The organism is Rhodococcus sp. P14 (assembly GCF_000256505.1).
Taxonomy (GTDB): Bacteria; Actinomycetota; Actinomycetes; order Mycobacteriales; family Mycobacteriaceae; genus Rhodococcus; species Rhodococcus ruber.
In genome coordinates, this window is sequence record NZ_AJFC01000068.1 from 1 (window position 1) to 26,512 (window position 26,512).

General features: G+C 70.5%; 25 protein-coding genes. 11 read left to right on the top strand and 14 right to left on the bottom strand.

Going from position 1 to position 26,512, the window contains the following annotated elements; translation table 11 throughout:
- From OEY_RS0104705 to OEY_RS0104745, 9 genes are all read left to right on the top strand, one after another.
- On the top strand, positions 1-406 hold a 406-nt coding region (locus OEY_RS0104705), incomplete at its 5' end, for a dioxygenase family protein (protein WP_010592772.1).
- Positions 403-1,083 (top strand): protocatechuate 3,4-dioxygenase subunit alpha, encoded by a 681-nt coding sequence (gene pcaG, locus OEY_RS0104710; protein WP_010592773.1) that lies wholly within the window; start codon positions 403-405, stop codon positions 1,081-1,083. The genes OEY_RS0104705 and pcaG, both read left to right, overlap by 4 nt.
- A gap of 147 nt (positions 1,084-1,230) precedes the next feature.
- Positions 1,231-2,427: a cation:proton antiporter gene (locus OEY_RS0104715; RefSeq protein ID WP_017680538.1), complete on the top strand. Its 1,197-nt coding sequence runs from the start codon at positions 1,231-1,233 to the stop codon at positions 2,425-2,427.
- Between the two features lie 76 nt (positions 2,428-2,503).
- Positions 2,504-3,208, top strand: coding sequence for a TetR/AcrR family transcriptional regulator (locus OEY_RS0104720; RefSeq protein ID WP_010592775.1), 705 nt, complete (start codon positions 2,504-2,506; stop codon positions 3,206-3,208).
- A gap of 31 nt (positions 3,209-3,239) precedes the next feature.
- The gene (locus tag OEY_RS0104725) at positions 3,240-4,154 is read left to right on the top strand and encodes an ABC transporter ATP-binding protein (RefSeq protein WP_010592776.1); all 915 of its coding nucleotides are present in this window, start codon (positions 3,240-3,242) and stop codon (positions 4,152-4,154) included.
- Positions 4,151-5,752, top strand: coding sequence for an ABC transporter permease (locus OEY_RS0104730; RefSeq protein WP_010592777.1), 1,602 nt, complete (start codon positions 4,151-4,153; stop codon positions 5,750-5,752). The genes OEY_RS0104725 and OEY_RS0104730 overlap by 4 nt, the downstream gene beginning before the upstream one ends.
- A gap of 57 nt (positions 5,753-5,809) precedes the next feature.
- Positions 5,810-6,388, top strand: coding sequence for a TetR/AcrR family transcriptional regulator (locus OEY_RS0104735; RefSeq protein WP_010592778.1), 579 nt, complete (start codon positions 5,810-5,812; stop codon positions 6,386-6,388).
- On the top strand, positions 6,385-7,119 hold the full coding sequence (locus OEY_RS0104740; RefSeq protein ID WP_010592779.1) for an ABC transporter ATP-binding protein: 735 nt from the start codon (positions 6,385-6,387) through the stop codon (positions 7,117-7,119). Before OEY_RS0104735 ends, OEY_RS0104740 begins: the two co-directional genes overlap by 4 nt.
- Positions 7,116-7,895, top strand: coding sequence for an ABC transporter permease (locus OEY_RS0104745; RefSeq protein ID WP_010592780.1), 780 nt, complete (start codon positions 7,116-7,118; stop codon positions 7,893-7,895). The genes OEY_RS0104740 and OEY_RS0104745 overlap by 4 nt, the downstream gene beginning before the upstream one ends.
- Positions 7,896-7,978: 83 nt before the next feature.
- Here OEY_RS0104745 and OEY_RS30395 read toward each other — a convergent pair whose 3' ends face one another.
- From OEY_RS30395 to nhaA, 3 genes are all read right to left on the bottom strand, one after another.
- A complete protein-coding gene (locus OEY_RS30395) occupies positions 7,979-8,125 on the bottom strand; it encodes a hypothetical protein (RefSeq protein WP_017680532.1) in 147 nt (48 codons plus the stop codon).
- A gap of 26 nt (positions 8,126-8,151) precedes the next feature.
- Positions 8,152-11,154, bottom strand: coding sequence for a UPF0182 family protein (locus tag OEY_RS0104755; protein WP_010592781.1), 3,003 nt, complete (start codon positions 11,152-11,154; stop codon positions 8,152-8,154).
- Between the two features lie 139 nt (positions 11,155-11,293).
- Positions 11,294-12,520, bottom strand: coding sequence for a Na+/H+ antiporter NhaA (nhaA, locus tag OEY_RS0104760; protein ID WP_010592782.1), 1,227 nt, complete (start codon positions 12,518-12,520; stop codon positions 11,294-11,296).
- A 590-nt stretch (positions 12,521-13,110) separates the two neighbouring features.
- Between nhaA and OEY_RS31105 the strand changes: the two genes are divergently transcribed.
- Together OEY_RS31105 and OEY_RS0104770 are read left to right on the top strand one after the other, a co-directional pair.
- Entirely contained in the window at positions 13,111-13,386 is a 276-nt protein-coding gene (locus OEY_RS31105; RefSeq protein WP_225222746.1) for a hypothetical protein, read from the top strand.
- Complete coding sequence (locus OEY_RS0104770) at positions 13,383-14,237, top strand: SDR family oxidoreductase (RefSeq protein ID WP_234420184.1); 855 nt, start codon at positions 13,383-13,385, stop codon at positions 14,235-14,237. The genes OEY_RS31105 and OEY_RS0104770 overlap by 4 nt, the downstream gene beginning before the upstream one ends.
- Positions 14,238-14,246: 9 nt before the next feature.
- Here the strand turns inward: OEY_RS0104770 and OEY_RS0104775 are convergent, their stop codons facing one another.
- From OEY_RS0104775 to OEY_RS0104825, 11 genes are all read right to left on the bottom strand, one after another.
- Complete coding sequence (locus OEY_RS0104775; protein ID WP_237713721.1) at positions 14,247-14,717, bottom strand: hypothetical protein; 471 nt, start codon at positions 14,715-14,717, stop codon at positions 14,247-14,249.
- A gap of 93 nt (positions 14,718-14,810) precedes the next feature.
- Positions 14,811-15,680 carry a bifunctional DNA-formamidopyrimidine glycosylase/DNA-(apurinic or apyrimidinic site) lyase gene (gene mutM, locus OEY_RS0104780; RefSeq protein ID WP_010592786.1) on the bottom strand — a complete coding sequence of 290 codons (870 nt, stop codon included), beginning with the start codon at positions 15,678-15,680 and terminating at the stop codon, positions 14,811-14,813.
- 6 nt (positions 15,681-15,686) lie between these two features.
- The gene (rnc, locus tag OEY_RS0104785; protein WP_010592787.1) at positions 15,687-16,448 is read right to left on the bottom strand and encodes a ribonuclease III; all 762 of its coding nucleotides are present in this window, start codon (positions 16,446-16,448) and stop codon (positions 15,687-15,689) included.
- Between the two features lie 20 nt (positions 16,449-16,468).
- On the bottom strand, positions 16,469-16,651 hold the full coding sequence (gene rpmF / locus OEY_RS0104790) for a 50S ribosomal protein L32 (RefSeq protein WP_003939052.1): 183 nt from the start codon (positions 16,649-16,651) through the stop codon (positions 16,469-16,471).
- A 2-nt stretch (positions 16,652-16,653) separates the two neighbouring features.
- The gene (locus OEY_RS0104795) at positions 16,654-17,268 is read right to left on the bottom strand and encodes a YceD family protein (RefSeq protein ID WP_029539890.1); all 615 of its coding nucleotides are present in this window, start codon (positions 17,266-17,268) and stop codon (positions 16,654-16,656) included.
- A gap of 117 nt (positions 17,269-17,385) precedes the next feature.
- Positions 17,386-18,147, bottom strand: a complete 762-nt coding sequence (locus OEY_RS0104800; protein WP_010592789.1) for a DivIVA domain-containing protein — start codon at positions 18,145-18,147, stop codon at positions 17,386-17,388.
- Positions 18,148-18,314: 167 nt separating this feature from the next.
- Positions 18,315-18,809, bottom strand: a complete 495-nt coding sequence (coaD, locus tag OEY_RS0104805; protein ID WP_003939055.1) for a pantetheine-phosphate adenylyltransferase — start codon at positions 18,807-18,809, stop codon at positions 18,315-18,317.
- Positions 18,806-19,438, bottom strand: coding sequence for a 16S rRNA (guanine(966)-N(2))-methyltransferase RsmD (rsmD, locus tag OEY_RS0104810; RefSeq protein ID WP_228287162.1), 633 nt, complete (start codon positions 19,436-19,438; stop codon positions 18,806-18,808). The genes coaD and rsmD overlap by 4 nt, the downstream gene beginning before the upstream one ends.
- On the bottom strand, positions 19,395-22,796 hold the full coding sequence (locus tag OEY_RS0104815) for a pyruvate carboxylase (RefSeq protein WP_010592791.1): 3,402 nt from the start codon (positions 22,794-22,796) through the stop codon (positions 19,395-19,397). Before OEY_RS0104815 ends, rsmD begins: the two co-directional genes overlap by 44 nt.
- Before the next feature lie 184 nt (positions 22,797-22,980).
- Positions 22,981-25,284 (bottom strand): ATP-dependent DNA helicase RecG, encoded by a 2,304-nt coding sequence (gene recG / locus OEY_RS0104820; RefSeq protein ID WP_010592792.1) that lies wholly within the window; start codon positions 25,282-25,284, stop codon positions 22,981-22,983.
- 59 nt (positions 25,285-25,343) lie between these two features.
- The coding region (locus tag OEY_RS0104825; protein ID WP_010592793.1) for a kinase related to hydroxyacetone kinase at positions 25,344-26,512 on the bottom strand (1,169 nt) is incomplete at its 5' end.

The window sequence follows — 26,512 nt, forward strand, 5'->3', positions numbered from 1 at the left end:
AAAGGACCGCTACCTCGCGCCGATCGACCCGAATTTCGGCGGTTGCGGCCGCATGATCACCGACGAGAACGGCTACTACTTCTTCCGCACCATCAAGCCCGGGCCGTACCCGTGGGCCAACAGCACCAACGCCTGGCGGCCCGCGCACATCCACTTCTCGATCAACGGCACCGGCTGGGCACAGCGCCTGATCACCCAGATGTACTTCGAGGGCGACCCGCTCATCGAGCGCTGCCCCATCGCGAAGACCGTTCCGACGCTGGACCAGCTGCGCAGCCTGATCGCACAGGAGGATCCCGCCAACAACGCTCCCTTCGACGCGCGTACCTACCGCTTCGACCTCACCCTGCGCGGCCGCCGCGCCACCTTCTTCGACAACATCACCCTTCCCGGAGCCCCCCGATGAGCCTTTCCCCGCACAGCATGATCGCGCGCCGCCCGGAGACCCCCTCGCAGACCGGCGGCCCGTACGTCCACATCGGGCTCGCGCCGCAGCAGGCCGGGTTCGACATCTTCGACCACAACTTCGGCAACGTCCTCACCACGCCGGAGACGAAGGGCGAGCACATCACCCTCGAGGGCCGCGTGTTCGACGGCACCGGCACCCCCGTGCGCGACGTGCTGATCGAGATCTGGCAGGCCAACGCCGCCGGCAGGTACGCCCACCCCGGCGATTCCCAGGACGGCCACACCCAGGGCGGCCGTACCCAGGCTCGGGAGATCGATCCGACCTTCCGCGGCTGGGGCCGCACGGGCGGCGACTTCGACACCGGCGTCTACACCTTCGAGACGATCAAGCCGGGGCCGGTGCCGGCGAACGACGGCGGGACCCAGGCCCCGCACATCCTTATGGTGCTGTTCGCCCGGGGCATCAACCTCGGCCTGCACACCCGGGTCTACTTCGACGACGAGGCCGACGCCAACGCCGCCGACCCCGTCCTGACCGGGATCGAGTGGGAGACCCGCCGCGACACGCTGATCGCGACACGCTCCGAACGCGACGGCAAGGTGGTCTACACCTTCGACGTGTACCTGCAGGACACCCCGGCGGGCGGCCACGAGACCGTGTTCTTCGACATCTGAGCGGGATCCACGGGCGAGGGCGCGCGTTTCGGGGAGTGGCCGCGTGGGCATCCTTGCGCCGACCACATCGCAGCGAACGAAGGCCCGGCACTGGACACCGCGATCATCTACGTCTCCGCCGGGCTCGCGCTGCTCTTCGCCGTCACCGTGCCTCGGCTCTTCCACAACCGCGCGATCTCGGCACCCATGATCGTGCTGGTGGCCGGCGCGTTGCTCGGGCTGCTGTTCGACAATGTCGAAGCCGTCACCCCCGGCTGGCACCCGGCCGTGGCGGAGTACCTCAGCGAGGTCTGCGTGATCGTCGCGCTCATGGGAGTCGGCCTCGCGATCGACCGCCCGCTCGGGTGGCGGTCGTGGAAGTCCACCCGGCGGCTGCTGCTGGTCGCGATGCCCCTCGGCATCGTGGCCGTCGCGGTGCTGGGCTGGTGGGCCGCGGCGCTGACTCCCGCGGCCGCCGTGCTGCTCGGGGCCGCCCTCGCCCCGACCGATCCCGTCCTCGCGTCCGACGTGCAGGTCGAGGGGCCCACGTCCGGGGAGGGTTCCCACCGCGAGGACGACGAGGTGCGGTTCGCGCTCACGTCCGAGGCCGGCCTCAACGATGCGCTGGCGTTCCCCTTCGTCTACCTCGCCCTCTTCCTGTTCACGAAGGGCCCGATCGAGGACTGGATCGTGTCCTGGGTCCTGTGGGAGCTACTCGGCAAGATCGTCCTGGGCGCCGTGGTGGGCGCGCTGGCGGGCCATCTCGTCGGGCGGGCGGTGTTCCACTTCCCCGTCGCACACGTGCGGCTGGCCGACCGGGGTGAACCGATCGTCGCGCTCGCGGCCACCTTCGCGGTGTACGGAATCGCCGAACTGGTCGGCGGCTACGGCTTCCTCGCCGTCTTCGTGTGTGCGGTCGCCATGCGGCGCATCGAACGCGCACACGAGTACCACGCGGAGATGCACAGCCTCGTCGAGCAGCTCGAGCACGTCCTCACGCTTGCGGTCCTGCTCCTGCTGGGGGCCGGCCTCACCACCGGCCTGCTCGCCGAGTTGTCGTGGGGTTCGGTTCTCGTCGGGGCCGCCCTGGTCCTGGTGATCCGGCCCGTGGTCGGCTGGCTCTCGCTCCTGGGCTGTGACGAGATGGACGTCCGCGAACGCCGCGTCACGGCCTTCTTCGGCGTGCGCGGCATCGGCTCCGTCTACTACCTCGCGTACGCCGCGGCGGAGCTCGACATCGCGCAGGAGCAGGAGCTGTGGGCCGCCGTCGCCTTCACCGTCGTCTTCTCCGTTCTCGTGCACGGAGTGAGCGCGACGAGGGTGATGCGCATGCTCGACGACGCGCGCGCGCAGGGCCCGCCGTAGGCGCTCCTCGTCCTCGACAGGCGGGGTAAGCCCTCCCCTCTTGTCAGCGGCTGAACACGCGTTTAACATACTGATCATGAGTTCAACGCCGGGTCGGCTCTCGGCGGCCGAGCGCCGGGATCTCACGTCCGCCGCGCGCATCCGGGAGGCCGCAATCCTCCGTTTCGCCCGCGACGGGTTCGGCGCGTCCCTGCGGACCATCGCCGCGGACGCGGGGGTGAGCGGGGCGTTGATCGTGCACCACTTCGGATCCAAGAAGGATCTGCGACGGGCGTGCGACGCGTGGGTCCTGGAACAGATCCGCGACTCCAAGCGGACGACTCTCGCGGACGGCGACTCCGGCCCGTGGCCGGCCCAACTCGGGCGGGCCGAGCGGTACGCTCCGCTCGCCGTCTACGTCGCCCGCACCTTTCAGGCCGGCGGCGAGAGCGCGGCCGAGTTCTTCGACCACTTGGTCGACGACGCGGTCGACTACCTCGCCGGAGGCGAACGCAGCGGCCTGATCCGGCCGTCCCGGGACAACCGCGCCCGGGCCCGCCTGCTCACCGCCATGAACGTGGGGTCGATGCTGCTGCAGATGACCCTGCACCCGGATCTCCTGCGGGGCGGGGACTTCACCGGGTTCTTCCGGCACCTGACCGAGACCGTCACCGCCCCGGCCCTCGAACTGTATTCCGAGGGCCTGCTCACCAGCCGCAAGCTGCTCGACGACTACCTGATGTACGTCCCGGACCCACCGGCGGGCGCCGGGGGCGGCGAATCCGCCGCTCCCCCTTCCTGATCCGGAACCCGCCTACCCTCAGGACACAGTCATGAACACGATCGTCGAGGTCCACGACCTCACCAAGACGTTCGGCGCCACGACCGCGCTGGACGGTCTCAGCTTTCAGGTCGGCCGCGGTGAGGTGGCCGGCTTCCTCGGCCCCAACGGTGCCGGCAAGTCCACGACCATCCGGATCCTGCTGGGGCTCCTGCGCGCCGACGGCGGCTCCGCAACCGTGCTCGGGTTCGATCCGTGGCGCGATGCCGTCGAGTTGCACCGGCACCTCGCGTACGTCCCGGGCGAGGTGAACCTGTGGCCGTCGCTCACCGGCGGCGAGGCCATCGACTTCCTGTGCCGACTGCGGGGAGGGGCCGACCGCGCACGTCGCACCGAGCTGGTCGAACGCTTCGAACTCGACCCTCGCAAGAAGTGCCGCGCCTATTCCAAGGGCAACCGCCAGAAGGTGGCGCTGATCTCGGCACTCGCCTCGGACGTGGATCTCCTCGTCCTCGACGAGCCGACGTCCGGCCTCGACCCGTTGATGGAGCGGGTGTTCCAGGACTGTGTTGCCGAAGCGACCCAGCGCGGGTCGTCGGTGTTGCTGTCGAGTCACATCCTCGCCGAGGTGGAAAAGCTCTGCGACACCGTGACGATCATCCGGGACGGACGGACCGTGGAATCCGGGTCGCTGGCCCAGCTGCGGCATCTCACCCGGTCGACGATCACGGTCCGCACCGACCTCGACGCGTCCGGACTGGCGCAGGTCGAAGGCGTACACGAGCTGCGAAACGAGCACGGGCACACCGTGTTCGAGGTCGACAACGGTCACCTCGAGGAGGTGGTCCGCCGGCTCGCGGAGTACGGCGTCCGCAGCCTCGAGAGCGCACCGCCGTCGCTCGAGGAGCTGTTCCTGCGCCACTACGGCAGCGATCGACAGGTCGCCGGCGTGGGCGGCGGACGATGAACGCCTTCGCCGGGACCGCCTTCCTGGTCCGCTTCGACCTGCGCCGGGACCGGATCCGGCTGCCGCTGTGGGTGATCGGCATCTCGGCCCTGGCGGCGTACTTCGTCGCGGCCCTGCGGCTGGCGTACCCGGACACCGAGGACCTCCGCAGCGTGGCCGGTTTCGCCGACAATCCAGCGGGGGTGATGATGTCGGGTCCCGGCTACGGCATGGACGACCCCACGCTCGAGGCATTCGTGGCGAACCAGTACGGGCTGTACCTGCTGGTCGCCGCCGGGGTCATGAATATCCTCCTCGTCGTCCGGCACACCCGGGGCGAGGAGGAGAACGGTCGCACCGAACTCGTCCTGGCGGGTCAGGTGGGCCGGCGCGCCCCGCTGACCGCGGCCCTGGTCACCGCGCTCGTCGCGAACGCCGCCCTCGTCGTGGCCGGCGGCGCGGCAATGACGGCGGCCGGGGTGGACGCCGGCGGGGCGGTGCTGTTCGCCGCCGGGTTCGCGGCGCTGGGGCTGTTCTTCGCCGCACTCACCGCCCTGGTGTGCCAGGTGTGCGAACACGCGCGCACTGCCACAGGACTGGCTGCAGCGGCACTGGGAACGGCCTTCGTCGTGCGGGGCGTCGGCGACGTCCTGGAGCGGCACGGCAGCGCGGTGTCCTGGCTGTCCCCCATCGCCTGGTCTCAGCAGACGCGAGCATTCGTCGATCCGCGATGGGGACCGCTGGCCTTGTCGTTCGGGTTCGCGGCGGTCGCCGCAGCGGCCGCGTACCGGGTCGTGGACCGTCGCGACCTCGGCGCCGGACTGGTGCCCCCGCGGCCGGGCCGCGACGAGGCGGCACCGGCGCTGGCGACCCCGTTCGCGCTGGCGCTACGGTTACAGCGCCGCAGCATCGCCGGGTGGGGCACGGGCCTGGCACTGACGGGATTGTTCTACGGCTCCCTGACCGGCTCGATCGCCGAGAGCTTCGCGAACCTGCCCGAGGACATTCTTGTGCTCATGGGTGGTTCGACCGCGAATCTCGTCGACGGCTTCCTGGGCCTGACCGGGTACACGATGGCCTTCCTCGCCTCCTGCTTCGCGATCCTGTCCGTCCGTCGCTTGCGGAGCGAGGAGCAGTCGGGCCAAATCGAGCCCGTCTTGGCGACCGCGACGGGCCGGGCCGGATGGATGGCAGCGGGGCTGTCCGTGACCGCCCTGGGCGTGGTGGCGCTCCTCGCACTCGCCGGCCTGGGGACCGGGCTGGGGGCTGCGGCGTCCACCGGCGAGCCGATCCGGGTGGCCGCGTCGGTATGGGCGCTTCTCGGCTACGTTCCCGCCGTGCTCGGTGTCGCGGCGATCGCAGCGGCGCTGTTCGGTCTCGTCCCTCGCGCCTTCGATCTGGTCTGGGTGCTGGTCGTCTACGGCTACCTGGTGGGCAGTTTCGGACCGATCCTGGATCTGCCCGGCAGCGCCGGCGCTCTCTCCCCGCTGAACCATGTACGGCAGATGCCGCTCGAACCGTTCGCCGCGGGTTCCTTCGTCGCTCTCGTCGTTCTTGCCGCGCTCGTCACGGCGGCCGGGCTGGCCGCGTTCCGGCGGCGCGACCTCCGGAGCGCATGACCCACCCGCGGCGGACTCTCCTTGCCCCTCCGTAATGTTAGTAGCTAACATTACGGGGTGTCCAAGTCCGCGCGAACCCGTCAGCGCATCCAGGCGACGGCGGTGCACCTGTTCACCGAGGACGGCTACGACGCCGTCACCGTGGACCGGATCGCCTCCGCCGCCGGGGTGTCGCACATGACGTTCTTCCGGCACTTTCCGTCCAAGGATGCGGTCCTGCTCGACGACCCCTACGACCCGGTCATCGCGGAGGCCGTGGCCGCGCAACCGGCGGACCGGAGCCCGCTGGAACGGGCGTGCCGGGGGATCCTCGAGGCCTGGGCGCAGATTCCCGAGAGCGACCTCGGGGACGTGCGCACCCGCCTGAGAATCGTCGCGACGCATCCCCGGCTGCGCGCGCGGATGTGGGAGAACACGCTGCGCACCCAGGAGGCCGTCGCCGCCGCGCTCGCCGAACCGGGCACCCGACGACTCGAAGCCGCCGTCGCCGCCGGGGCCTGCATGGGCGCCCTCATGGCGGCGCTGACGGACTGGGCCGAGACCGGCGACGGGACGCTCGGCAACCGCATCGCGTCGGCCCTGCGCCAGCTCGTACCGCAGGCCCGTCCCTCGCGGCAGTCGCGGGAGACGTCATGACGACGGTCGGCGACGTCGTGCTCGAGTGCCGCGACTTGTGCACACGCTACGGCTCCACGACGGTGCTCGAGAACGTCTCCACCGAGGTGCGTGCGGGCGAGGTGCACGCCTTCGTGGGCCTCAACGGGGCAGGCAAGACGACCCTGATGCGCCTGTTCCTCGGCATGATCGAGCCCGACGACGGAATCGTGCGCGTCCGGGGCCTGGCACCGGCGTCGATGCCGGCTCGGCACTGGACGGGGGTCGGGCACCTCGTCGAAACACCGCTTCTCTACCCCGAACTCACCGTCGTGCAGAACCTGCGCATCGCGGGGCGTCTCGCCGGCCTGTCCGCGGCGGGCGCCACCGCCGCGGCCGACCGGTGGATCGAGGAACTCGTCCTGGCCCGGTGGGCGCGGACCGGTGCCCGGAAACTGTCCCTCGGCAACCGGCAGCGACTGGGGCTGGCCGCGGCACTGATCGCGGACCCGGATGTGCTGATCCTGGACGAGCCGACCAATGCGCTGGATCCGGCCGGGATCATGCTGTTGCGCACGCTGCTGCAGCGCAGCCGGGAGCGTGGCACGGCGACGCTGGTGTCGAGTCACCACCTCGACGAGGTCGCCCGCGTGGCCGACCGCATCACAGTCGTGAACGAGGGGCGCACCGTCGGCGCCCTCGACCCTCGCGGCATCGATCTCGAGCGGCAGTTCTTCGACCTGGTGTACCGCGACAGCGAGGCGCGCCGATGACCACGTCCGAGCAGGTCCGGGCCGCACTGGCGGTGGAATGGGCCAAGTTCCGGCGGGCGCGTCCCGTGTGGGTCACCACCGTCCTCCTCACGACGGGGGTGGTGGCCATGTGCGTGCTGACCCTGCGATCCGTGCACGGCGCCGACGCCACGATGGCGGGCAAGGCGCAGGCGATCGTCGAGGACGGCGGCCGTGCGGGGCTGTTCGCCGCAGCCGATACCATCGTCTCGGTGGGCGGGCTTCTCGGGTTCGGTGTGGTCGTCGGCTGGGTCTTCGGCCGCGAGTTCACCGACGGGGCGATCAGCGGGCTGTGGGCCGCCCCGGTCTCCCGCCCGGCCGTCGCTGCAGCGAAACTGCTGATCCTGCTGACCTGGTCCGTCGCCGTCAGCGTCGCGACGGGCGCCGCGCTTGCGGTCGCGGGAACGTTCGTCGACGACGATCCCCTCGACCCCGGGACGGCTGCGCTCGTCGGCCGATTCCTCGCCGTAGCCCTGCTCACCGCGGGGCTCGCCGTTCCCTGCGCCTGGGTCGCCACCGTGGCACGGGGATACCTGCCCGCGATCGGGACGATCATCGCCGTGGTGATCGCCGCCCAGATGGCGGTCATGACGGGAGCCGGCGGCTGGTTCCCGTTCTCCGCTCCGGGTCTGTGGGCGGCGGGACCGCAGGCCGGTTCCGTGACCGCTCCGCAGCTCGCGCTGGCCCTCACCGTTCCGGTCGTCTCGGCGGGCCTGACCCTGTGGTCGTGGCGTCGGCTCAGCCTCGTGCACCAGTGACTTCAGGCGGGACCGAGGCTCCCTCGATCCGGGCCTGATGCCCGGAGTGCCGGGAAATCCGGTCGGCGATCGGTGCTCGCATTTCACGACCAGGGAGGCACCATGGGCCGTGCCGCGGTGGACGTGCCGCCCGGGACGACGTCCCGCCGTCCGAGATCGTGGTCGTCGACACCGATCCGTTGATGCGCGAGGTCGCCGCCCACGGCAGCCACGATTGCGAGCGGCTCCACGACACCGGCATCGGCCGCGGTGAACCTCAGTTGGGGCTTCCCCCGGCCGCCAGGAAGTTGTCGACGGCGCGTTGGAGCCGGTCGAGCGCGGCGCCGTACGACGTGAAGTCGCCCGTGCGCTGAGCCTCGCGCAGATCCGCCAGGGCGCTGTTCAGTTCGACGACGGCGGCGGTCAGCTGCTCCGGGGTCGGCTCCGCGGCCGGCGGGGGCGCGGTGGTCGGCGGCACCGCGGCGCCGTCCTCGGGCGGCGGCGCGGTCGCAGGATCCGGCGAGGTCGCGGCGTCTCCTCCGGGCGCGGTCGCCACCCGGCCCGTTCCCGCCCCGAAGACCTGGTCGAGGGCCTCGGCGAGGGTGGGCGCGTACCCGACACGGACGCCGCCGGCGCTGGGTTCGCGATAGCTGACCAGCACCCGCGACAACTGCGGGAACGTCGAACCGTCGGCGGTGCTCGTGAGACGTTCGGTGAACAGGGGCTCGACGTAGAGCCCCCCGCCGTCCGCTATCGGCAGCGTCAGCAGATTGCCGTAGTGGATCCGGTTTGACCGCTCGAGCAGGGTGCGTTCGGAGGCCACCCGGGTGTCGGAGATCATCGAGTTCTGGGTCTGCTGCGGACCCTGGGTCTGCGTGTCGGTCGGCAGCTGCAGCACCTCCATCCGGCCGTAGTTGTCCGGGTCGGAGTCCACCGAGATGTAGGCGGAGAGGAATTCTCGGTTGAACCCCACCATCGCGCTGGCCAGACGGAAGGACGGTTCCGCGCTCTCGCGGTCACCGACCAGCACGTAGTACGGCGGCTGAGACCCCACGGCCTCGGAGGTGGGGTCGCTGGGAACGGACCAGAACGCATTGTTGGTGAAGAATTCCCGTGGGTCGTCGACGTGGTACTTCGCGAGCCGGTCCCGCTGGAGACCGAAGAGGTCCTCCGGGTAACGGAAGTGGGAGCGCAGTTCCGGGCTGATCGATTCCGGCGGTTGCACGGCGTCGGGGAAGGCGCCCATCCACGCCGCGAGGACCGGGTCGTTCGTGTCCACCTGGTAGAGGGTGACGGTGCCGTCGTAGGCGTCCACCGTGGCCTTGACCGAGTTCCTGATGTAGGAGACGGCCTCACCCGGCAACAGCCGGCCGGTCTCGGTGACGCCGGCGCCGGGCAGCGCGCCGGCCTGGGAGTACGGGTAGTGCGCGAGGGTGGTGTAGCCGTCGACGATCCAGACGATCCGGCCGGCCACGACCGCCGGGTACGGGTTGCCGTCGGTGCGCAGCCACGGCGCGACCCGCTCCACGCGGGTTTTCGGATCACGATCGAAGATGATCTTCGAATCCGCCCCGATGGCGCCGGAGAACAGGATGTTGCGCTCGCCGTAGCGCACCGCGAAGGCCAGCCGGTTGATCCAGCTCCCGATCGGCACTCCCCCGCTTCCGGTGTAGGTGTACTGGGAGGTGTCCGTGTCGTACTCGCGCGGCGCCGCACCGGCGGGCCCGCCGACGATCGCGTAGTCCGGGTCCGACGCCGCGATCAGCTCACCGAAGTAGATGCGCGGTTGCTCGACCGGGATCAGTTGCCGGCCGGAGGCCTGGGAAGCGATGTCGCTGACGGTGTAGATGGGGTAACCGCTGTCGCTTCCGCTGCCGGCCGCGGCCGCGTCCCGGACGGCGGCGTTGACCCGGTTCGCCGGCGCCGCCACGAATCCGTTGCCGTGGGTGTAGACGGTGTGCCGGTTGATCCACTGGGTCTGGTTGCCGCTCAGACTGTCCGGGGAGAGTTCCCGGGCGGCGACGATGTAGTCACCGACCTTCCCGTCGATGGTGTACCGGTCGATGTCCAGCTGCGGAGTGAACCCGTAGAAGTTCTTCAGCTGCTGTTGCTGGGTGAAGGTCCTGGAGAGCACGTTCGGGTCCAGCAGCCGGGCATTGGCGATCGTAATGACGTCGGCCGGGATCTCCCGCGGCGGCCGGGTTCCGACCCCGGGATAGTCGAGGTACTCGACGCGATCGGCCTCGATCTCGTACGCCTGCCTGGTCGCGGCGATGTTGCGCTCGATGTACGGGCTCTCGCGATCGGCCGCATTCGGGCGCACCGAGAACTGCTCCGTGAGCGCCGGGAAGACACCGCCGACGACGATCGACGACAGGACCAGGAGCGCGGTCGCCATCAACGGCACCCGCAGGTCGTCCAGCAGTATCGAGGCGAAGAACGCCGCCGCGCAGAGCACGGCGATCGCCACCAGGATCAGGCGCGCCGGCAGGACCGCGTTGATGTCGGTGAACCCGGCCCCGGTGAACGTCGGTTCCTTCCGGCCGCTCCACAACAACTCGTACCGGTCGAACCAGTACGCGACCGCCTTGAGCGCGACGAAGCTCCCGGCGAGAACCGCGATCTGGATCCGGGCCGCGCGCGTCGTCGCGCCGGTGGTACCGCGTCGGGTCTCGGAGCCGGTCGTGAAGGGCACCCGGAGTCCACCGAAGAGGTAGTGGGTAGCCGCGCAGAGCACGAGTGCCAGGAACAGCGCGACGAACGCCCACGTCAGCAGGAGCCGGTAGAAGGGCAGGTCGAAGACGTAGAACCCGATATCGTGCCCGAACTCGGCGTCGGAGCTACCGAATGCTCCGCCGTGGAGGAAGAGCTGCACTCTGGCCCACTGGCTCTGTGCGCTCAGGCCGAAGAACAGTCCCAGCAGCAGCGGAATGCCGATCGCGTACAGCTTCGGGCGCCGCAGCACCATGATCCGGTATCGCTCGATCGGATCGTCCGGACCGGTGGCGAACAGGGGGCGCGATCGGTACGCCCACACCGTCGCTCCGAAGAGCAGCCCCGTCACCACCAGCGTCACCACGGCGAACAGCACCAGCCGGGTCACGAGGACGGTGCCCCACACGTCTCGGTAGCCGACTTCCCCGAACCAGAGCCAGTCCGTGTACACCGCCACCAGCCGAGGTCCCACGACGAGCAGAGCGAAGAGGACCAGAAACGCGACGAGCGCCCGATACGCCCGGCGGGGTAGCACACGCGCGGGTTCGGAGGGATGCACGTCCACCTCCGATCACCCGCGTACACCGCGGTGGCCGGGGCGGCGCGGGATCGGGTGCCGCCGCGATGTCCGTCCGTCCATTCTAGGCGGGGTCGATCGCCTCGCCCAGGAATCGCCGATCCCTGTCACGCGACCCGGCGGAGCCTCAGCGCTGGTAGACGTCCGGGATGCCGTCGTGATCCGCGTCGACGGTCTCGAGTTCGGCGATCCTGCGGTAGGCCCGGTTCCGGGAGCGGAGCACGACCGAGGCGGCGAGCGCCGCCGTGAGGGAGCCGACGAGGACGGCGACCTTGACGTGGTCGGCCGCGACCGTGCCGGCGCCGTACGCGAGATCCCCGATGAGCAGGGAGACGGTGAAGCCGATGCCGCCGAGCAGCGCGACTCCGAGCACGTCCAGCCAGCTCAGACCCTCGTCCAGGTGGGCGCGGGTGAACCGGGCCATCAGGTAGGTGACGCCGAAGATCCCGACGACCTTGCCGAGCACGAGGCCCGCGACGACACCGATCGAGATCGGGTCGCGGAGCGCTTCACCCAGGCCGTCGAGGCCACCGATCGTCACGCCGGCGGCGAAGAACGCGAAGATCGGGACAGCCACCCCGGCCGACAGTGGCCGGAGGCGATGTTCGAACTGCTCGGCCATGGCTTCGGTTCCGGTGCGTGTCCGGCGGGCGACCGGCACGGTGAACCCGAGCAGGACGCCGGCCACGGTGGCGTGCACGCCGGATTCGTGGACGAGGAACCATGTGAGCGCCGCCAGCGGCACCAGCAGCCACCAGAACCGGATGCCTCGCTGCACCGCGAGCGCGAAGGCGAGCAGCGGCAGCAGCGCCAGTCCGAGGTATACGAAGTCGAGGTCGTCGGTGTAGAACACCGCGATCACGGTGACGGCGAGCAGGTCGTCGACGACGGCGAGCGTCAGCAGGAAGGTACGCAGGGCGGCCGGGAGGTGCGTCCCGATGACGGCGAGGATGGCCACGGCGAAGGCGATGTCGGTGGCGGTGGGCACGGCCCATCCCGCCAGGGCGTCCCCTCCGCCACGCAGATTCACCGCGACGAACACCACGGCGGGAACCGCCATTCCCCCTACCGCGGCGGTGATCGGCACCGCGGCGCGCCGTAGATCGCGCAGGTCGCCGGCGACGAACTCGCGCTTGAGTTCCAGGCCGACGACGAAGAAGAAGATGGCGAGCAGGCCGTCGGCCGCCCACGTCCCGAGAGACAGGTCCAGATGCAGGGCGGACGGGCCCACCGTGGTGTCACGGAGGCTGTGGTAGGCGTCGGACCACGGCGTGTTGGCCCAGATCAGGGCCGCGAGCGCGCCGATGAGCAGCAGGATGCCGCCGACCGTCTCCTTGCGGAGAATCTCGGTCACCCGCTTGGATTCCTCCCACGATCCACGTGAGAGCAACGGCAGGCGGGAGAAGGGTGTCGTCATCGATCGTCCTCGGATTTCGCGCAGCGGTCATCGTTTGCCGACCAGACTTCCCGGCGCACCGAGTCCACCGTATCCCACCCGGCGCCCCCGATCCGAGCCGAGAGCACCGAAGGCGACACCGCCGCGCAGACGGCAATGCGGGTCTTCGGCGTCGACGATGCGGTGCACACCGGGCGTCCGCGCGAAACGCCGGACGGTCTTCCCGTCGCCCTGGCATCGCCCCCGTACCGGACCCGGCAGCTCGAGCGAGGCATTCTGCAAGCAGACGCGCGAGTGCGTGGGTCCCCGATCGCCGCGAATCAGAATGCATGCCGCACGAACGGGATACGCTCCGGAAGGTGTTCACCGTCTCCGAGGTCGAGACATATTCGAAGCCTGCCCACTTCGCCCCCCGCGCCCCTGGGGTCGTGGACGTACTGCGATGTGACCGGTGTCGCCATCCGGTACCGCACAGATCCGCAGGCCCGACGCGTCACGTCCCGGGGGGCTTCGAGATCACCGAAGCGGTCGTCGAGATCGGATACGCGATGAACCGCGGCGTGGGGTCGATGGCCGGCGGCGGCTACATCCCACACATCGGCAGGCCCGGCACGGCCCTGAGCCACCCGACGCTGTACCCGATCGATCTCACCTACACGCAGGAGGGGCAAGCGGAGGGAACGATCGACCGGCATTTGCTCACCTGGGAGGAGAACCCCACCCAGAGGCACGTCGCCGACGCTCCGGCCGGATTGCCGATCGACGACGTCACGCGCGGCCACCAGGCCCTCCAGGTCGCCTCGGCACGGAGGTTGTGGACATGAGCGGGCATTTCGAAGGAGGGGTGTGCGTCGTCACGGGCGGGGCCTCGGGGATCGGCCGCGCCGTCGGCGAGGCGCTCGCGCGCGCGGGCGCGGTCGTCGTGCTCGCCGACCGAGACTCGGAGCGACTCGCCGCGGCACGTGAGTCCCTCGTCGAGCACGCCGGCCGCGTCGAGTGCGCAACCGTGGACGTGATGCGGCAGCAGGAGGTCCAGCACCTGATCGAGGAGGCGGCCTCCCGCCACGGCCGCCTCGACTTCCTGTTCAACAACGCGGGGGTAGGCGGCACGTTGCCGATCGGTGAGGCGACGCTCGAACAGTGGCGGCGCATCGTGGATCTGAACCTGTGGGGTGTGATCTACGGGATCCATGCCGCCCTGCCGATCATGCGGAGGCAGGGCGGCGGTCACCTCGTCAACACCGCATCGGTCGCGGGGCTGGTGCCGTTCCCATATCAATCGCTCTACTGCACAACGAAATTCGGGATCGTAGGGTTGAGCGAAGCATTGCGGTACGAACTTGCCGCCGACGGCATCCGGGTCTCGGTGGTGTGCCCCGGCAACGTTGCCACCCGGATCTTCGAGACCTCGCTCATGGGAGATCCCGTCGCGGGCCGAGCCCCCGACGACTCGATCACCGCCGACGAGGCCGCGCGGACGATCCTGGACGCCGTCGCCGCGGGGGAAGGGATCATCGCCTTCCCCGAGGGCCCGAAACACCTTTGGGACGTCTACCGCACAGCCCCCGAGCAGGTCGCCGAATACATGCTGGGCCTGGCGGATCAACGCCGGTCCGCCTACGCGACGGACGACGCCGAGGCGCTGTTCCGCCCACGCCGGCTCGGAGACGGCTGAGCAGCGCCGCTACGGAGACGGATAGGTACTGATCGAGATCAGCGTCCCGTCACCACCCGACGAGACCGAGATGGAGGCGCCCTCCCCCGTCTTCCTGATCGTGAGACTCGTGCTGTACGGAGTGACACTTTCGGAGACCGTCTGCCACCCCTCCCGGTCCACGAAGTCGAGGTAGAAGGCGCCGACCTGTTCGATCGGGTCGGAGGTCGTCAGGACGGTCGAGCCGATCGATCGGCTGACGAGTGTCGACGGCTGATAGGCCGGGATCCCACCCGTCGCTTCGGTGACCTGCGGCTCGGTGCCCGGCTGCCCGGGTTCGGACCCGGCCGTCCCGGTCGGTGGGGTCGTCTCCGGGGCTGTCTCGGTGGTCGTCTGCGCCGACTCGCTCGGGTACGTGTCGTCGGTGCCGCAGCCGCCGACCGCGAGTGCCACCGCCAGCGCTGCCGCAGCCACGGGTACGGCCGTCCTCGATGTTCGCATGTGCGTCCTCCTCCGCCGCTCCCACTGTGCCTGCCCGGAGCGGGATCGTGAGGCGGATTCGCCGCTTCGACGGTTTCGGAGGTGGGCGGAAGCTCAGACTCGCCGCGCGCTCCGGGGCGGCGGCTGACAGGTCGGGCAACTGAACGACGAGCGGTTCATGAACTTCTCGCGCCGGACCGGCGTACCGCACCGTGGGCACGGCAGGTTCTCCTGGCCGTAGACGTTCAGCGACCGATCGAAGTATCCGGACTCGCCGTTGACGTTGACGTAGAGGGCATCGAACGAGGTGCCACCCTTCGCGAGTGCCTCGCCCATCACGTCGCGGGCCGCGTCGAGGAGCCGGCGCAGGGTCGGTCCCCCGAGCCGGTCGGCGGCACGGTTGCCGTGCACGCCGGCCCGCCACAGCGATTCGTCGGCGTAGATGTTGCCGATGCCCGACACGACGGTCTGGTCGAGGAGGAGGCGCTTGATCTCGGAGTGCTTGCCGCGCAGCACCTTCACCACGGCGGCCGCGTCGAACGCGGGGTCCAGGGGGTCGCGGGCGATGTGCGCGACGGGTTCCGGCAGGACGGCACCGTCGACCTCGACGAGCGGGGCGAGGGCCCAGCCGCCGAAGGTGCGCTGATCCACGAACCGCAGATCGGTGCCGTTGTCGAGAACGGCACGGATGCGCAGGTGTTTCTCGTCCGGCACCGCAGGCGGCTGGACCAGCATCTGTCCGCTCATCCCGAGATGCACGACCAGCGCGACGTCGGCGGGCTCGAGGACGAGCCACAGGTACTTGCCGCGACGCTGGACCGCGGCGACGGCCTGCCCGGTCAGCCGCAACGCGAGATCCCGCGGACCGGGTTCGTGCCGGCGCACCGCACGCGGATGCAGCACCTGGACGGACTCGATGGTGGCGCCCCGGACGTGCGCGTCCAGGCCGCGGCGGACGACCTCGACCTCGGGCAGTTCGGGCACGTCGGGTCAGTTCTGGTCGGCGGCGGCGCCGGTGGGGGCGGCGTCGCTGTCGGACAGGCTCTGCCAGGCCGCGGCGGCGGCCTTCTGCTCGGCTTCCTTCTTCGTGCGTCCCACGCCGACACCACGGGCGTCGCCCGCGACGATCACGGTCGCGGTGAATTCCTTGTCGTGGTCCGGGCCGGTGGCGGTGATCTCGTACGCGGGCACGCCCACGCCGCGTTCCGCGGTCAGTTCCTGCAGGCTCGTCTTCCAGTCGAGGCCGGCGCCGAGGCGCGGGCCCCGCTCCAGGAGTTCGGCGAACAGGCGCAGCACGACGGTGCGTGCGACGTCGATGCCGTGCTGCAGGTGGACGGCACCGAGCAGCGACTCCATGCCGTCCGCGAGGATGCTGGGCTTGTCACGGCCCCCGGTGAGTTCCTCACCCTTGCCGAGCAGCAGGTGCGGACCGAGGCCCCCCTCCCCGAGGGAGCGCGCGACCTCGGCGAGGGCGTGCATGTTCACCACCGAAGCGCGGATCTTCGCGAGTTCACCCTCGGACTTGTCCGGGTGTGACAGGTACAGCTTCTCGGTGACGGTGAGGCCCAGGACGGCGTCACCGAGGAACTCGAGACGCTCGTTGGTCGGCAGGCCGCCGTTCTCGTAGGCGTAGGAGCGGTGCGTGAGCGCAAGCGTCAGCAGCTCCGGATCCACATCGACACCGAGGGCGGCGAGAAGGGACACGTGTTCCCCTTCGCCGCCCTCGGATGCGGTGGTCGAATCGCTCGTCACGATGTCTCAGAATTCGAGAACTAGACGGCGGCGGTCACCTGACGGCCGTTGTAGGTGCCGCACGACGGGCACGCCACGTGGGGCAGCTTCTTCTCACCGCAGCCACGGTTCGGGCAGGTGACGAGCGTCGGCGCAGTGGTGTTCCACTGGCTCCGCCGCGACCGGGTGTTCGAACGCGACATTCTGCGCTTGGGGACGGCCACGTCTACTTCTCCTCGTTGTTCTTGCTGTCGGGTGCACTGCTGGGTTCTTCGGAGCCTGCGCCGAAAGCGGCTGCCAACCCAGCCCAGCGAGGATCCATTCTCTCATGCCCGTGCCCGGATTCCGCAATCGCCAGGCGAATGCCGCATTCGGGGCACAGTCCCGCGCAGTCGTCACTACACAACGGCCGCAGCGGAAGTTCCAGTCCGACGGTGTCGACGATGACCGGCTCGAGGTCGATCGTGTCGTCCACCAGGCGGTGGACCTCGTCCTCGTCGGTGGTCTGCTCCGTGACGCTGTTCGGGTAGGCGAACAGCTCCGTCAGGTACAACTCCACCGAGTCCTCGAAGGGTTCGAGGCAGCGCGAGCACTCGCCGACTGTATCGGCACGCACGGTCCCGGTGACGAGGACCCCCTCCGAGACCGCTTCCAACCGGAGGTCGAGTTCCACATCCGTGCCTTCCGCGATCGCGATCGCGTCGAGTCCGATCCGCACCGGCGCGGGTACCACTTCGTGGACGGTGCGCATGGAGCCCGGACGGCGGCCGAGCGAGAGTACGTCCAGCACGAGACCCGAATCCCGGGCGGGATGCTGGGAGCTGCGACGGCGGGCAGACACGGGAATGCTTCTTCCTCTTTCCAGGTGGCGGATGCCGCGGGGCGGCTGGGCAACCACTCCACGATACGCGACGGACCCGGGCGCGGCGAAATCGCCCCCGCGCGGACGCCGGTGGCGTCAGCGGCGCCGCTCGGACCGGCGTTCGGCTTCCGTGTAGTCGGGCACCCCGGCGCCTGTTCGCAACTGCTGCCGGCCGCGGCCCACCGACCGCAGGGTCGTGCCGAGCACGTCCTCGAACTCGGCGAGCTTGGAGTCGACGTACTCGTCGCATTCCGACCGCAACCGATCCGACTCGGCGTGTGCGGCGTCGATGACCCGGGCCGACTCGGCGTGCGCGGCCTGGACGACCTCCGTCTGCGACACCAGCCGGGCCTGCTCGGCCTCGCCGTCGGCGACCGACCGCTCGTACGAGGCCTTGCCTGCCTCGATCATGCGGTCGGCCTCGGCCTGCGCGCGGGCCGTCACGGACTCGTACTGGTCCTTGGCGTCGGCGATCGTGTCGTCGGCTTCGGCCTGGGCGTCGCGCAGCAGATCGTCGGCGTGGGCGCGGGCCTCCTGCACCATCCGGTCCGCCTGCGCCTTCGCGTCGGCGAGCATGCGATCCGCGTCCGCGCGGGCGTTGTCGAGAGTCTCGCGGGCCTCCGCGTCGGCATCCGCGACCGTCTTGTCGGCCTGAGTCCGCGCGTCCCCGATGAGCTTGTCGCGATGGTCCAAAACGTCCTGCGCGTCGTCCAGTTCCGCCGGCAGCGCGTCGCGGACGTCGTCGAGCAGATCCAGTACGTCGCCGCGCGGGACCACGCAGCTCGCGGTCATCGGGACACTGCGTGCTTCCTCGACGATCGCGACCAGCTCGTCGAGTGCCTCGAATACGCGGTACACGCCCAACCCCAATCGTCGTCCCGGCGCGGCCGGTGCGACCGGCGCCGGATGCAAGTCTGCCGCAGGTACCGTCCGAGTCGCGCATCGCGCACCCGGTGTGTCGGCAATCGAACGGGCCGCGCCGACCCGCCCGTCGGATCCGATCAGCGCTGCGCGGCTGGGTCCGATCAGCGCTGCGCGGCTGTCCGCTCCGCGATCCGCGCCAGGAGCCGCTTGTGCACCGTTGCCGGAAGCATGTCGGCGACGTCGCCGCCGTAGGTGGCGACCTCCTTGACGAGTGAACTCGACAGGTAGCTGTAGGCCGGGTTGGTCGCGACGAAGAGGGTGTCGACGCCGGTGAGCTTGTGGTTCATCTGCGCCATCTGCAGCTCGTAGTCGAAGTCGTTGGCCCCGCGCAGGCCCTTGACGATGGCGGTGATCCCGTGGGCGCGTGCGTAGTCCACCAGCAGGCCCTGCCAGGAGTCGACGCGCACGTTGCCGAGATGGGCGGTGGCTTCGGTGAGCATCTCGATGCGCTCGGGGACCGTGAACATTCCCTGCTTGTTGGGGTTGATCACGACGGTCACCGTCACTTCGTCGAACTGCACGGCAGTCCGCGAGATGACGTCGAGGTGGCCGTTGGTCACGGGATCGAACGAACCGGGGCAGACCGCACTGCTCATGAGTCCGAACCGTAGCAGGTGGCGATCTCGATCCGGGTCTCACCGTACTTGCGGACGCGTTCCGGTTCGAGGGCGTCCGGCCAGACCGTCTCCGGCGAGCGGGAAGAACGCTCGAGCACCACCACCGAGCCCTCCCCCACCCAGCCCCCGTCGACCAAAACGGTGAGCATCGCGGACACCGCCTGCTCGGTCACCGCATACGGCGGATCTGCGAGCACGAGGTCGTAGACCCGGTCCGGGGCACCGCCGAGCACCGCGGCCACCGGCGCCGCCCGCAGCACCGCAGGCAGCCCGAGTTCGCGGATGTTCCGGCGAATCACCGCGGCGGCCTGCGCGTCGGACTCGACGAGCAGGGCGTGGGCAGCGCCCCGGGACAACGCCTCGAGTCCGAGCGCGCCGGAGCCGGCGTACAGGTCCAGCACCGACGCGCCGTCGAGCTCCATCCGGGCCGTGAGCGAGCTGAACAGCGCCTCGCGGACCCGCTCGGAGGTGGGGCGGGTCCCGCGGGGCGGCACCTTCAGGCGCCGCCCCCCGGCCCGGCCGGCCACGATCCGGGTCATCGCACCGTCCCGGAGAACCGTCCGATCACTCCGCGCTCTCCTCGGTGGACACGACGACCAGCAGGTCACCGCCCTCCACCTGGGACACCCCGGCGAGGGCGACGCGAGTGACCACGCCGCCGCGCGGAGCGGTGATCGCGGCCTCCATCTTCATCGCCTCGATGGTGGCGACGGTGTCGCCGGCGGCGACCCGGTCACCCTCGGCGACCAGGAGGGTCACGGCGCCGGCGAAGGGCGCGGCGACGTGCCCGGGGTTGGCGCGATCGGCCTTCTCCGCGGCCGGAACCTCGCTGGCGACGGACTTGTCGCGCACCGACACCGGGCGCAGCTGCCCGTTGAGGATGCACATCACGGTCCGGAAGCCGCGCTCGTCCGGCTCGGAGATCGCCTCGAGCCCGATCAGCAGCTCGACGCCCTTGTCCAGGCGCACCCGGTGTTCCTCCCCGCGCCGCAGCCCGTAGAAGAACTGGTTGGCCGACAGCTCCGAGGTGTCGCCGTAGCGGTCCCGGTGCTCGAGGAACGCCTGGGTCGGGCCGGGGAACAGCAGCCGGTTCAAGGTGGCGCGGCGCTCGGTGGAGGTGTCGTCGAGGGCCTTCTCCTCCTCGGACGTCAGCGGCACCTCGGCCTTGGGGGCGCCCCGGCCCTCGAGGGCCTTCGAGCGGAACGGCTCGGGCCACCCGCCGGGCGGAGTGCCGAGCTCGCCGCGGAGGAATCCGATCACCGAGTCCGGGATGTCGAAGCGGGACGGATCGGCCGCGAACTCCTCGCTGGCGACGCCGGAGCCCACCAGGTGCAGAGCCAGGTCACCGACGACCTTCGACGAGGGGGTGACCTTGACCAGCCGGCCGAGCATCCGGTCGGCGGCGGCGTACTTTGCCTCGACCTCCTCGAACCGGTCACCCAGGCCCAGCGCGATGGCCTGCTGCCGCAGATTCGACAGCTGCCCGCCGGGGATCTCGTGGGTGTAGACGCGGCCCGTGGGTGCGGGCAGGCCCGACTCGAACGGCGCGTACACCTTGCGCAGCGCCTCCCAGTACGGTTCGAGGTCGCACACGGCCTGCAGGTCGAGGCCGGTGTCGTGCTCCGAGTGGGCCGCCGCGGCGACGATCGCCGACAGCGCGGGCTGACTGGTGGTGCCGGCCAGCGCGGCGGACGCCCCGTCGACGGCGTCGGCGCCGGCCTGCCACGCCGCGAGGTACGTCGCGAGCTGGCCGCCGGGGGTGTCGTGGGTGTGCACGTGCACCGGCAGGTCGAAGTTGCTGCGCAGCGCCGAGACCAGGGTGGCGGCCGCGGGGGCGCGCAGCAGTCCGGCCATGTCCTTGATCGCCAGCACGTGGGCCCCGGCCTCGACGATCTGCTCCGCCAGGCGCAGGTAGTAGTCGAGGGTGTAGAGCGTCTCTCCGGGATTCGACAGGTCCCCGGTGTAGGACATCGCGACCTCGGCCAGGGCGGTCCCGGTCTCGCGGACCGCGTCGATCGCCGGCCGCATCTGGTCGACGTTGTTCAGCGCGTCGAAGATGCGGAAGATGTCGATGCCGGTGTCGGTGGCCTCACGGACGAACGCGCGGGTGACCACCTCCGGGTACGGGGTGTAGCCGACCGTGTTCCGGCCGCGCAGCAGCATCTGCAGGTTGATGTTGGGGATGGCCTCGCGCAACGCCGCAAGACGCTCCCACGGATCCTCGTGCAGGAACCGCAGCGCGACGTCGTAGGTGGCGCCGCCCCACGCCTCGATCGACAGCAGTTGCGGGGTCATCCGCGCGACGTGACCGGCGACGGTGAGCAGGTCCTTGCTGCGCACGCGGGTCGCGAGCAGCGACTGGTGCGCGTCGCGGAAGGTGGTGTCGGTGACGGCGAGGGCCTTCTGTTCGCGCAGCGCCTTCGCGAAGCCGTCCGGGCCGAGGGCGAGCAGCCGCTGCCGCGAGCCTGCCGGCGGGGCGACGTCGAGGTCGATCTTCGGCAGCTTGTCGTGCGGGTACACCGTCGTCGGGCGCTCGCCGTGCGGCTTGTTCACCGTCACGTCGGCCAGGTACTCGACGATCTTGGTGCCGCGGTCCGCGGACGTCTTGGCGGTCAGCAACTGGGGTCGCTCGTCGATGAACGACGTGGTGACGTTGCCGGCCCGGAAGTCCGGGTCGTCGAGCACGGCCTGCAGGAAGGGGATGTTCGTCGACACGCCGCGGATGCGGAACTCGGTGACCGCGCGGCGGGCGCGGGCGACGGCGGTGGGCAGGTCGCGGCCGCGGGCCGTGAGCTTGACCAGCATCGAGTCGAAGTGGGCGGAGACCTCGGCGCCGACGGAGGTGCCGCCGTCGAGGCGGATGCCGGCGCCGCCGGGCGTGCGGTAGGCACTGATGCGGCCGGTGTCGGGCCGGAAGCCGTTGGCCGGATCCTCGGTGGTGATGCGGCACTGCAGCGCCGCGCCGCGGATGGCGACCTTGTCCTGCGACAGGCCCAGGTCGGTCAGCGACTCGCCGGAGGCGATGCGCAGCTGCGCCTGCACCAGGTCGACGTCGGTGATCTCCTCGGTGACCGTGTGCTCGACCTGGATGCGCGGGTTCATCTCGATGAAGACGTGGTTGCCGCGGGAGTCGAGGAGGAATTCGACGGTGCCGGCGCAGCTGTAGCCGATCTGCTTCGCGAACGCGACGGCGTCCGCGCAGATCCGCTCGCGCAGCTCGGGCGCGAGGTTCGGTGCCGGGGCCAGCTCGATGACCTTCTGGTGGCGGCGCTGCAGCGAGCAGTCCCGCTCGAACAGGTGCATGACGTTGCCCTGGCCGTCGGCCAGGATCTGCACCTCGATGTGCCGGGGATCGACCACGGCCTGCTCGAGGAACACCGTGGGATCGCCGAACGCCGCGTCCGCCTCTCGGGACGCCGCCTCGATCGCCTCGCGCAGCTGGCTGCGCTCGGCGACGCGCCGCATGCCGCGTCCGCCGCCGCCGGCGACGGCCTTGACGAAGATCGGGAACTCCATCGACTCGGCCGCCTCGAGCAGCTCCTCGAGGTCGGCCGACGGCTCGGACGACGCCAGCACCGGCAGGCCCGCCGCCTTCGCCGCGGCGATCGCCCGGGCCTTGTTCCCGGTCAGCTCCAGCACGTGCGCCGACGGACCGATGAAGGTGATGCCTTCCGCCGCACACGCCGCCGCCAGATCCGGGTTCTCGGACAGGAAGCCGTAGCCGGGGTAGACCGCGTCGGCCCCGGCCTTCTTGGCGGCGGCGACGATCTCAGCCACGGACAGGTACGCGCGGACCGGATGCCCCTGCTCCCCGATCTGGTAGGCCTCGTCGGCCTTGAGCCGGTGCAGGGAATTGCGGTCCTCGTACGGAAACACCGCGACGGTACCGGCACCCAGTTCGTAGGCGGCACGGAACGCGCGGATCGCGATCTCGCCTCGGTTGGCGACAAGCACTTTGGAGAACATTGGACGACGGTACCGCGACGTAACACTCCGTTCGGCGCCTGCATCCCAGATCGTGGGACGAACGGCAGTCTTCGGCCGACTGAAACGATGCAGGTCGAGAGATCTTTAACGCGCCGGAAACACGGAGGAGGCGTCCGCCGTCACCTCACGCGGGCGCCGCACCCGACGTGCGCGAAACGTAACCTCACGACTTCTCGAGGTACGCGACCCGTTCGGTGTCGAGCGCGGCCGAGACCATGCGGGCCAGACCGGGGTGGTCCTCGAGCCGCGGATCACGGTCGGTCACCGCACGGGCGAAGGCCTGCGCGGCCGAGATGACCTCGACGTCGTCGACGAGCGAGAGCATCCGCAGCGTCGACGTGGTGCCCGACTGGGCGACGCCGAGCACGTCCCCCTCGCGGCGCTGCTGCAGGTCCAGCTGGGCGAGCGCGAATCCGTCGGTCGTCGCGGCGACGGCCTCGAGGCGGGCCATGGCGGGCGCGCCCGGTTTTGAATCGGTCACGAGCAGGCAGAGCCCCGCATGCCCGCCCCGGCCCACCCGGCCGCGCAGCTGATGCAGCTGGCTGACCCCGAAGCGATCGGCATCCACGATGACCATCACCGTCGCGTTGGGCACATCCACGCCCACTTCGACGACGGTGGTGCACACCAGCACGTCGATGTCGCCCGCGGCGAAGTCGCGCATCACCGCGTCCTTCTCGTCGGCGGGCAGGCGCCCGTGCAGCAGCCCGACCCGCAGATGGGCGAGCGGCCCCCCGGCGAGCTCCTCGAACTGCTGGAGAACCGACTTCGTCTCGGGAGGCGTGCCCTTTCCCCTGCGCCCGCCGGTCGTCTCCGCCTCGTCGACGTCGACGTCGACGAGGTCGGCGTCCTCGTCGCTGTCGCCGTCGCCGATGCGCGAGCACACCACATACGCCTGCCGGCCCGCCGCGACCTCCTCGCCGATGCGTTCCCAGGCGCGCGTCACCCAGCTCGGATGCACCTTCGCCGCCACGACCCGGCTGGTGATGGGCGACCGGCCGCGGGGCAGTTCCCGCAATGTGGACACCTCGAGGTCGCCGAGGACGGTCATCGCGATGGTGCGCGGGATCGGTGTCGCCGTCATCACCAGCACGTGCGGGCTGGCACCGTCGCGGCCGCGGTTGCGCAGCACGTCGCGCTGCTCCACCCCGAAGCGGTGTTGTTCGTCGACGACGACGAGCCCGAGGTCGTGGAACTCGACGCCCTGCTGGATCAGCGCGTGGGTGCCGATCACGAGCCCCGAGTCGCCGCTCACGATGTCGAGCAGGGCCTGCCGCTTGCGGGCGGTGCCCATCGATCCCGTCACGAGGGTGACCTTCGTGGCCAGTTCGTGGGCACCGAGTTCGCCCGCCTCGGCGAGGTCGCCGAGCATCCTCGTCAGCGACCGCGCATGCTGGGCGGCGAGAACTTCGGTCGGGGCGAGCAGCGCGCACTGGTGCCCCGCGTCGATGACCTGCAGCATGGCCCGCAGCGCCACGATCGTCTTGCCCGAACCGACCTCGCCCTGCAGCAACCGATTCATCGGATGCTCGCCGGCGAGGTCGGCCGCGATCTCGCCCGCGACGGCGAGCTGGCCGGCGGTCAGTTCGAACGGCAGCCTCCGATCGAACTCGTCGGCGATACCGCCGCTGCGGCGCGGGCACGCCGGGGCGGTGCGCACCGCGACGTCGTGTCGGCGCCGGGCGAGCACGAGCTGCACCGCCGCGGCCTCGTCGAACCGCAGGCGCTCGCGGGCGGCGGTGACGTCGTCCCGGTCGTCGGGCAGGTGGATGCGGCGCAGCGCCTCGTCCAGCCCGATCAGGCCGTGCTCGCGACGCACCCAGTCGGGCAGCGGGTCGTCGACGGTCTCGAGCTGGTCGAGGATCTGCCGCACGCATCGCATCACGGTCCACGATTCGACGTCGCGGGTGGCGGGATACATCGGGATGAGGGCCCGGTCGAAGATCGACATGTCGATGCCGCCGTCGCCCTGGGCACTGCGGGCCATCCCGGCGAGGGCGCCGGCGCCACGTACCCGGGCGGGCCGGGGGGCCGCGCCGCCGATCTCGGGGCCGCGGGGCTCGGGCAGGATGATGTAGCTCGGGTGGGCCAGGCTCCACTTGTCACGGAAGTACTTGACGGTGCCGGAGAACATGCCGCGCACCCCGGGCTTGATGTTGTACTTGACCTTGTGCGGGTTGAAGAAGGTCACGTCGATCTTCTGCCGGTCCGATTCGAGCACGACAGCGAGACGGGTACCGGGGCGGCTCTTCATCCGCACCTCGTCGGCCTTGGCCACCCGCGCGATGATCGTCACGTGCTGGCCCTCGGCCGGTTGCGAGTCGCCGAGCTCGGCGCCCTGGGTGGCGTACCGGTGGGGGTAGTGGCGCAGCAGGTCCTCGACGGTGGTCATGCCGAACGACTCGGCGAGTGCCTCCGCGGTCTTGCGGCCGAGAAGATGATCGAGTCGGTCCGCGAGTGTCGCCACTGCCGTCCTCTCCGCTCCGATCGACACCGGTACCCGGCGTCCGACTGTTCCTGTGCCGGCTATTCCACGCCGAGCTGCAGCAGGTCGCTGCGCTGCCCTCCGTGGTACACCAGCACCTCCACCTCGGGGTGGCGGTCGTTGACGTGCCGGGTCAGCTGCTCGGCGAGTCCGTCGGGGGCGTCGAGACCGACGAGCATCGTCACGAGCTCTCCGCCCGCGGCGAGCACCTTGTCGAGCAGCGACGCTCCCGCCGTCACGAGATCATGCTCGATGACTACGACATCGTGACCCGACAGGCCCAGGCTGTGCCCCGGCTCGCAGGTTCCCACCCAGGTCAGGGCGCGTTCGTTCGCGATGCGCAACGAGCCCCACCGCGTCGCGGCGGCCGCCTCCGACATGGCGAAGGCGTCGTCGGCGGAATCGCGGCTCGGGTCGTGCACCGCGAGCGACGCCAGCCCCTGCACCATCGACGAGCAGGGCAGGAACATCACCTCACGCCGGTGGTCGCGGGCCGCCGCACCCACGGCGACGAGTTCCTGGGCGGGCAGCGCACCGTTGGGCAGAACCATCACGTCGCGGCTGCCCAGCCGGCGGATCGCGTCGAGCAGATGCCGGCGGGTGATCGGATGGTCCGCTCGCACGATCGCGGCACCCTCGGCTTCGAACAGTTCCGCCGCTCCGTCGCCGGCCACGACGGCGAGCACCGAGCGAGTTCCGGCACCGGAACCGACCGGATCGACGCCGCTCCGCTGCCGAGCCTCCAGCGCGAAGCAGGTGACGCTGACCTGGTGCAGCCTCCCGGCCTCCAGGCCGGCCTCGACGGCGGCTCCCGCGTCGCAGCAGTGCACGTGCACGGACCAGGTGCCGGCGCCGTCACCGACGACGGCAACCGAGTCCCCCAGCGCGTCGAGACGGGCACGCAGGACGTCCATGCGGGTGGTGTCGGAGCCTTCCACGAAGTACATGACCTCGAAGTCCTGGCCGTCGTCGCGGAGGCCGCGCCCGTCGTGCCCGACATGCCGGACGGGGGCGCCGGGCCGCGACGTCGCGATCGGCGCCCGGTCCGGACGCCGGCCGGAAACCGTCTCGACGAACGCGTCCAGCAGCAGGAGCAGACCGAGTCCACCGGCATCGACGACCCCAGCCTCGGCCAGCACGTCGAGCTGTGCCGTGGTGCGTTGCACGGCCTCGGCGGCGGCATCGGCCGGCGCGGGCGCCCCCCCCCCCA

What these genes read in the sequence shown, in the direction of transcription:
- OEY_RS0104745 (WP_010592780.1), top strand. Translation starts at nt 7,116, where the DNA reads ATGACCACGTCCGAGCAGGTCCGGGCCGCACTGGCGGTGGAATGGGCC.
- OEY_RS0104730 (WP_010592777.1), top strand. Translation starts at nt 4,151, where the DNA reads ATGAACGCCTTCGCCGGGACCGCCTTCCTGGTCCGCTTCGACCTGCGC.
- pcaG (WP_010592773.1), top strand. Translation starts at nt 403, where the DNA reads ATGAGCCTTTCCCCGCACAGCATGATCGCGCGCCGCCCGGAGACCCCC.
- OEY_RS0104815 (WP_010592791.1), bottom strand. Translation starts at nt 22,796, where the DNA reads ATGTTCTCCAAAGTGCTTGTCGCCAACCGAGGCGAGATCGCGATCCGC.
- OEY_RS0104770 (WP_234420184.1), top strand. Translation starts at nt 13,383, where the DNA reads ATGAGCGGGCATTTCGAAGGAGGGGTGTGCGTCGTCACGGGCGGGGCC.
- OEY_RS0104725 (WP_010592776.1), top strand. Translation starts at nt 3,240, where the DNA reads ATGAACACGATCGTCGAGGTCCACGACCTCACCAAGACGTTCGGCGCC.
- OEY_RS0104775 (WP_237713721.1), bottom strand. Translation starts at nt 14,717, where the DNA reads ATGCGAACATCGAGGACGGCCGTACCCGTGGCTGCGGCAGCGCTGGCG.
- OEY_RS0104720 (WP_010592775.1), top strand. Translation starts at nt 2,504, where the DNA reads ATGAGTTCAACGCCGGGTCGGCTCTCGGCGGCCGAGCGCCGGGATCTC.
- OEY_RS31105 (WP_225222746.1), top strand. Translation starts at nt 13,111, where the DNA reads ATGAACCGCGGCGTGGGGTCGATGGCCGGCGGCGGCTACATCCCACAC.
- coaD (WP_003939055.1), bottom strand. Translation starts at nt 18,809, where the DNA reads ATGAGCAGTGCGGTCTGCCCCGGTTCGTTCGATCCCGTGACCAACGGC.
- OEY_RS0104740 (WP_010592779.1), top strand. Translation starts at nt 6,385, where the DNA reads ATGACGACGGTCGGCGACGTCGTGCTCGAGTGCCGCGACTTGTGCACA.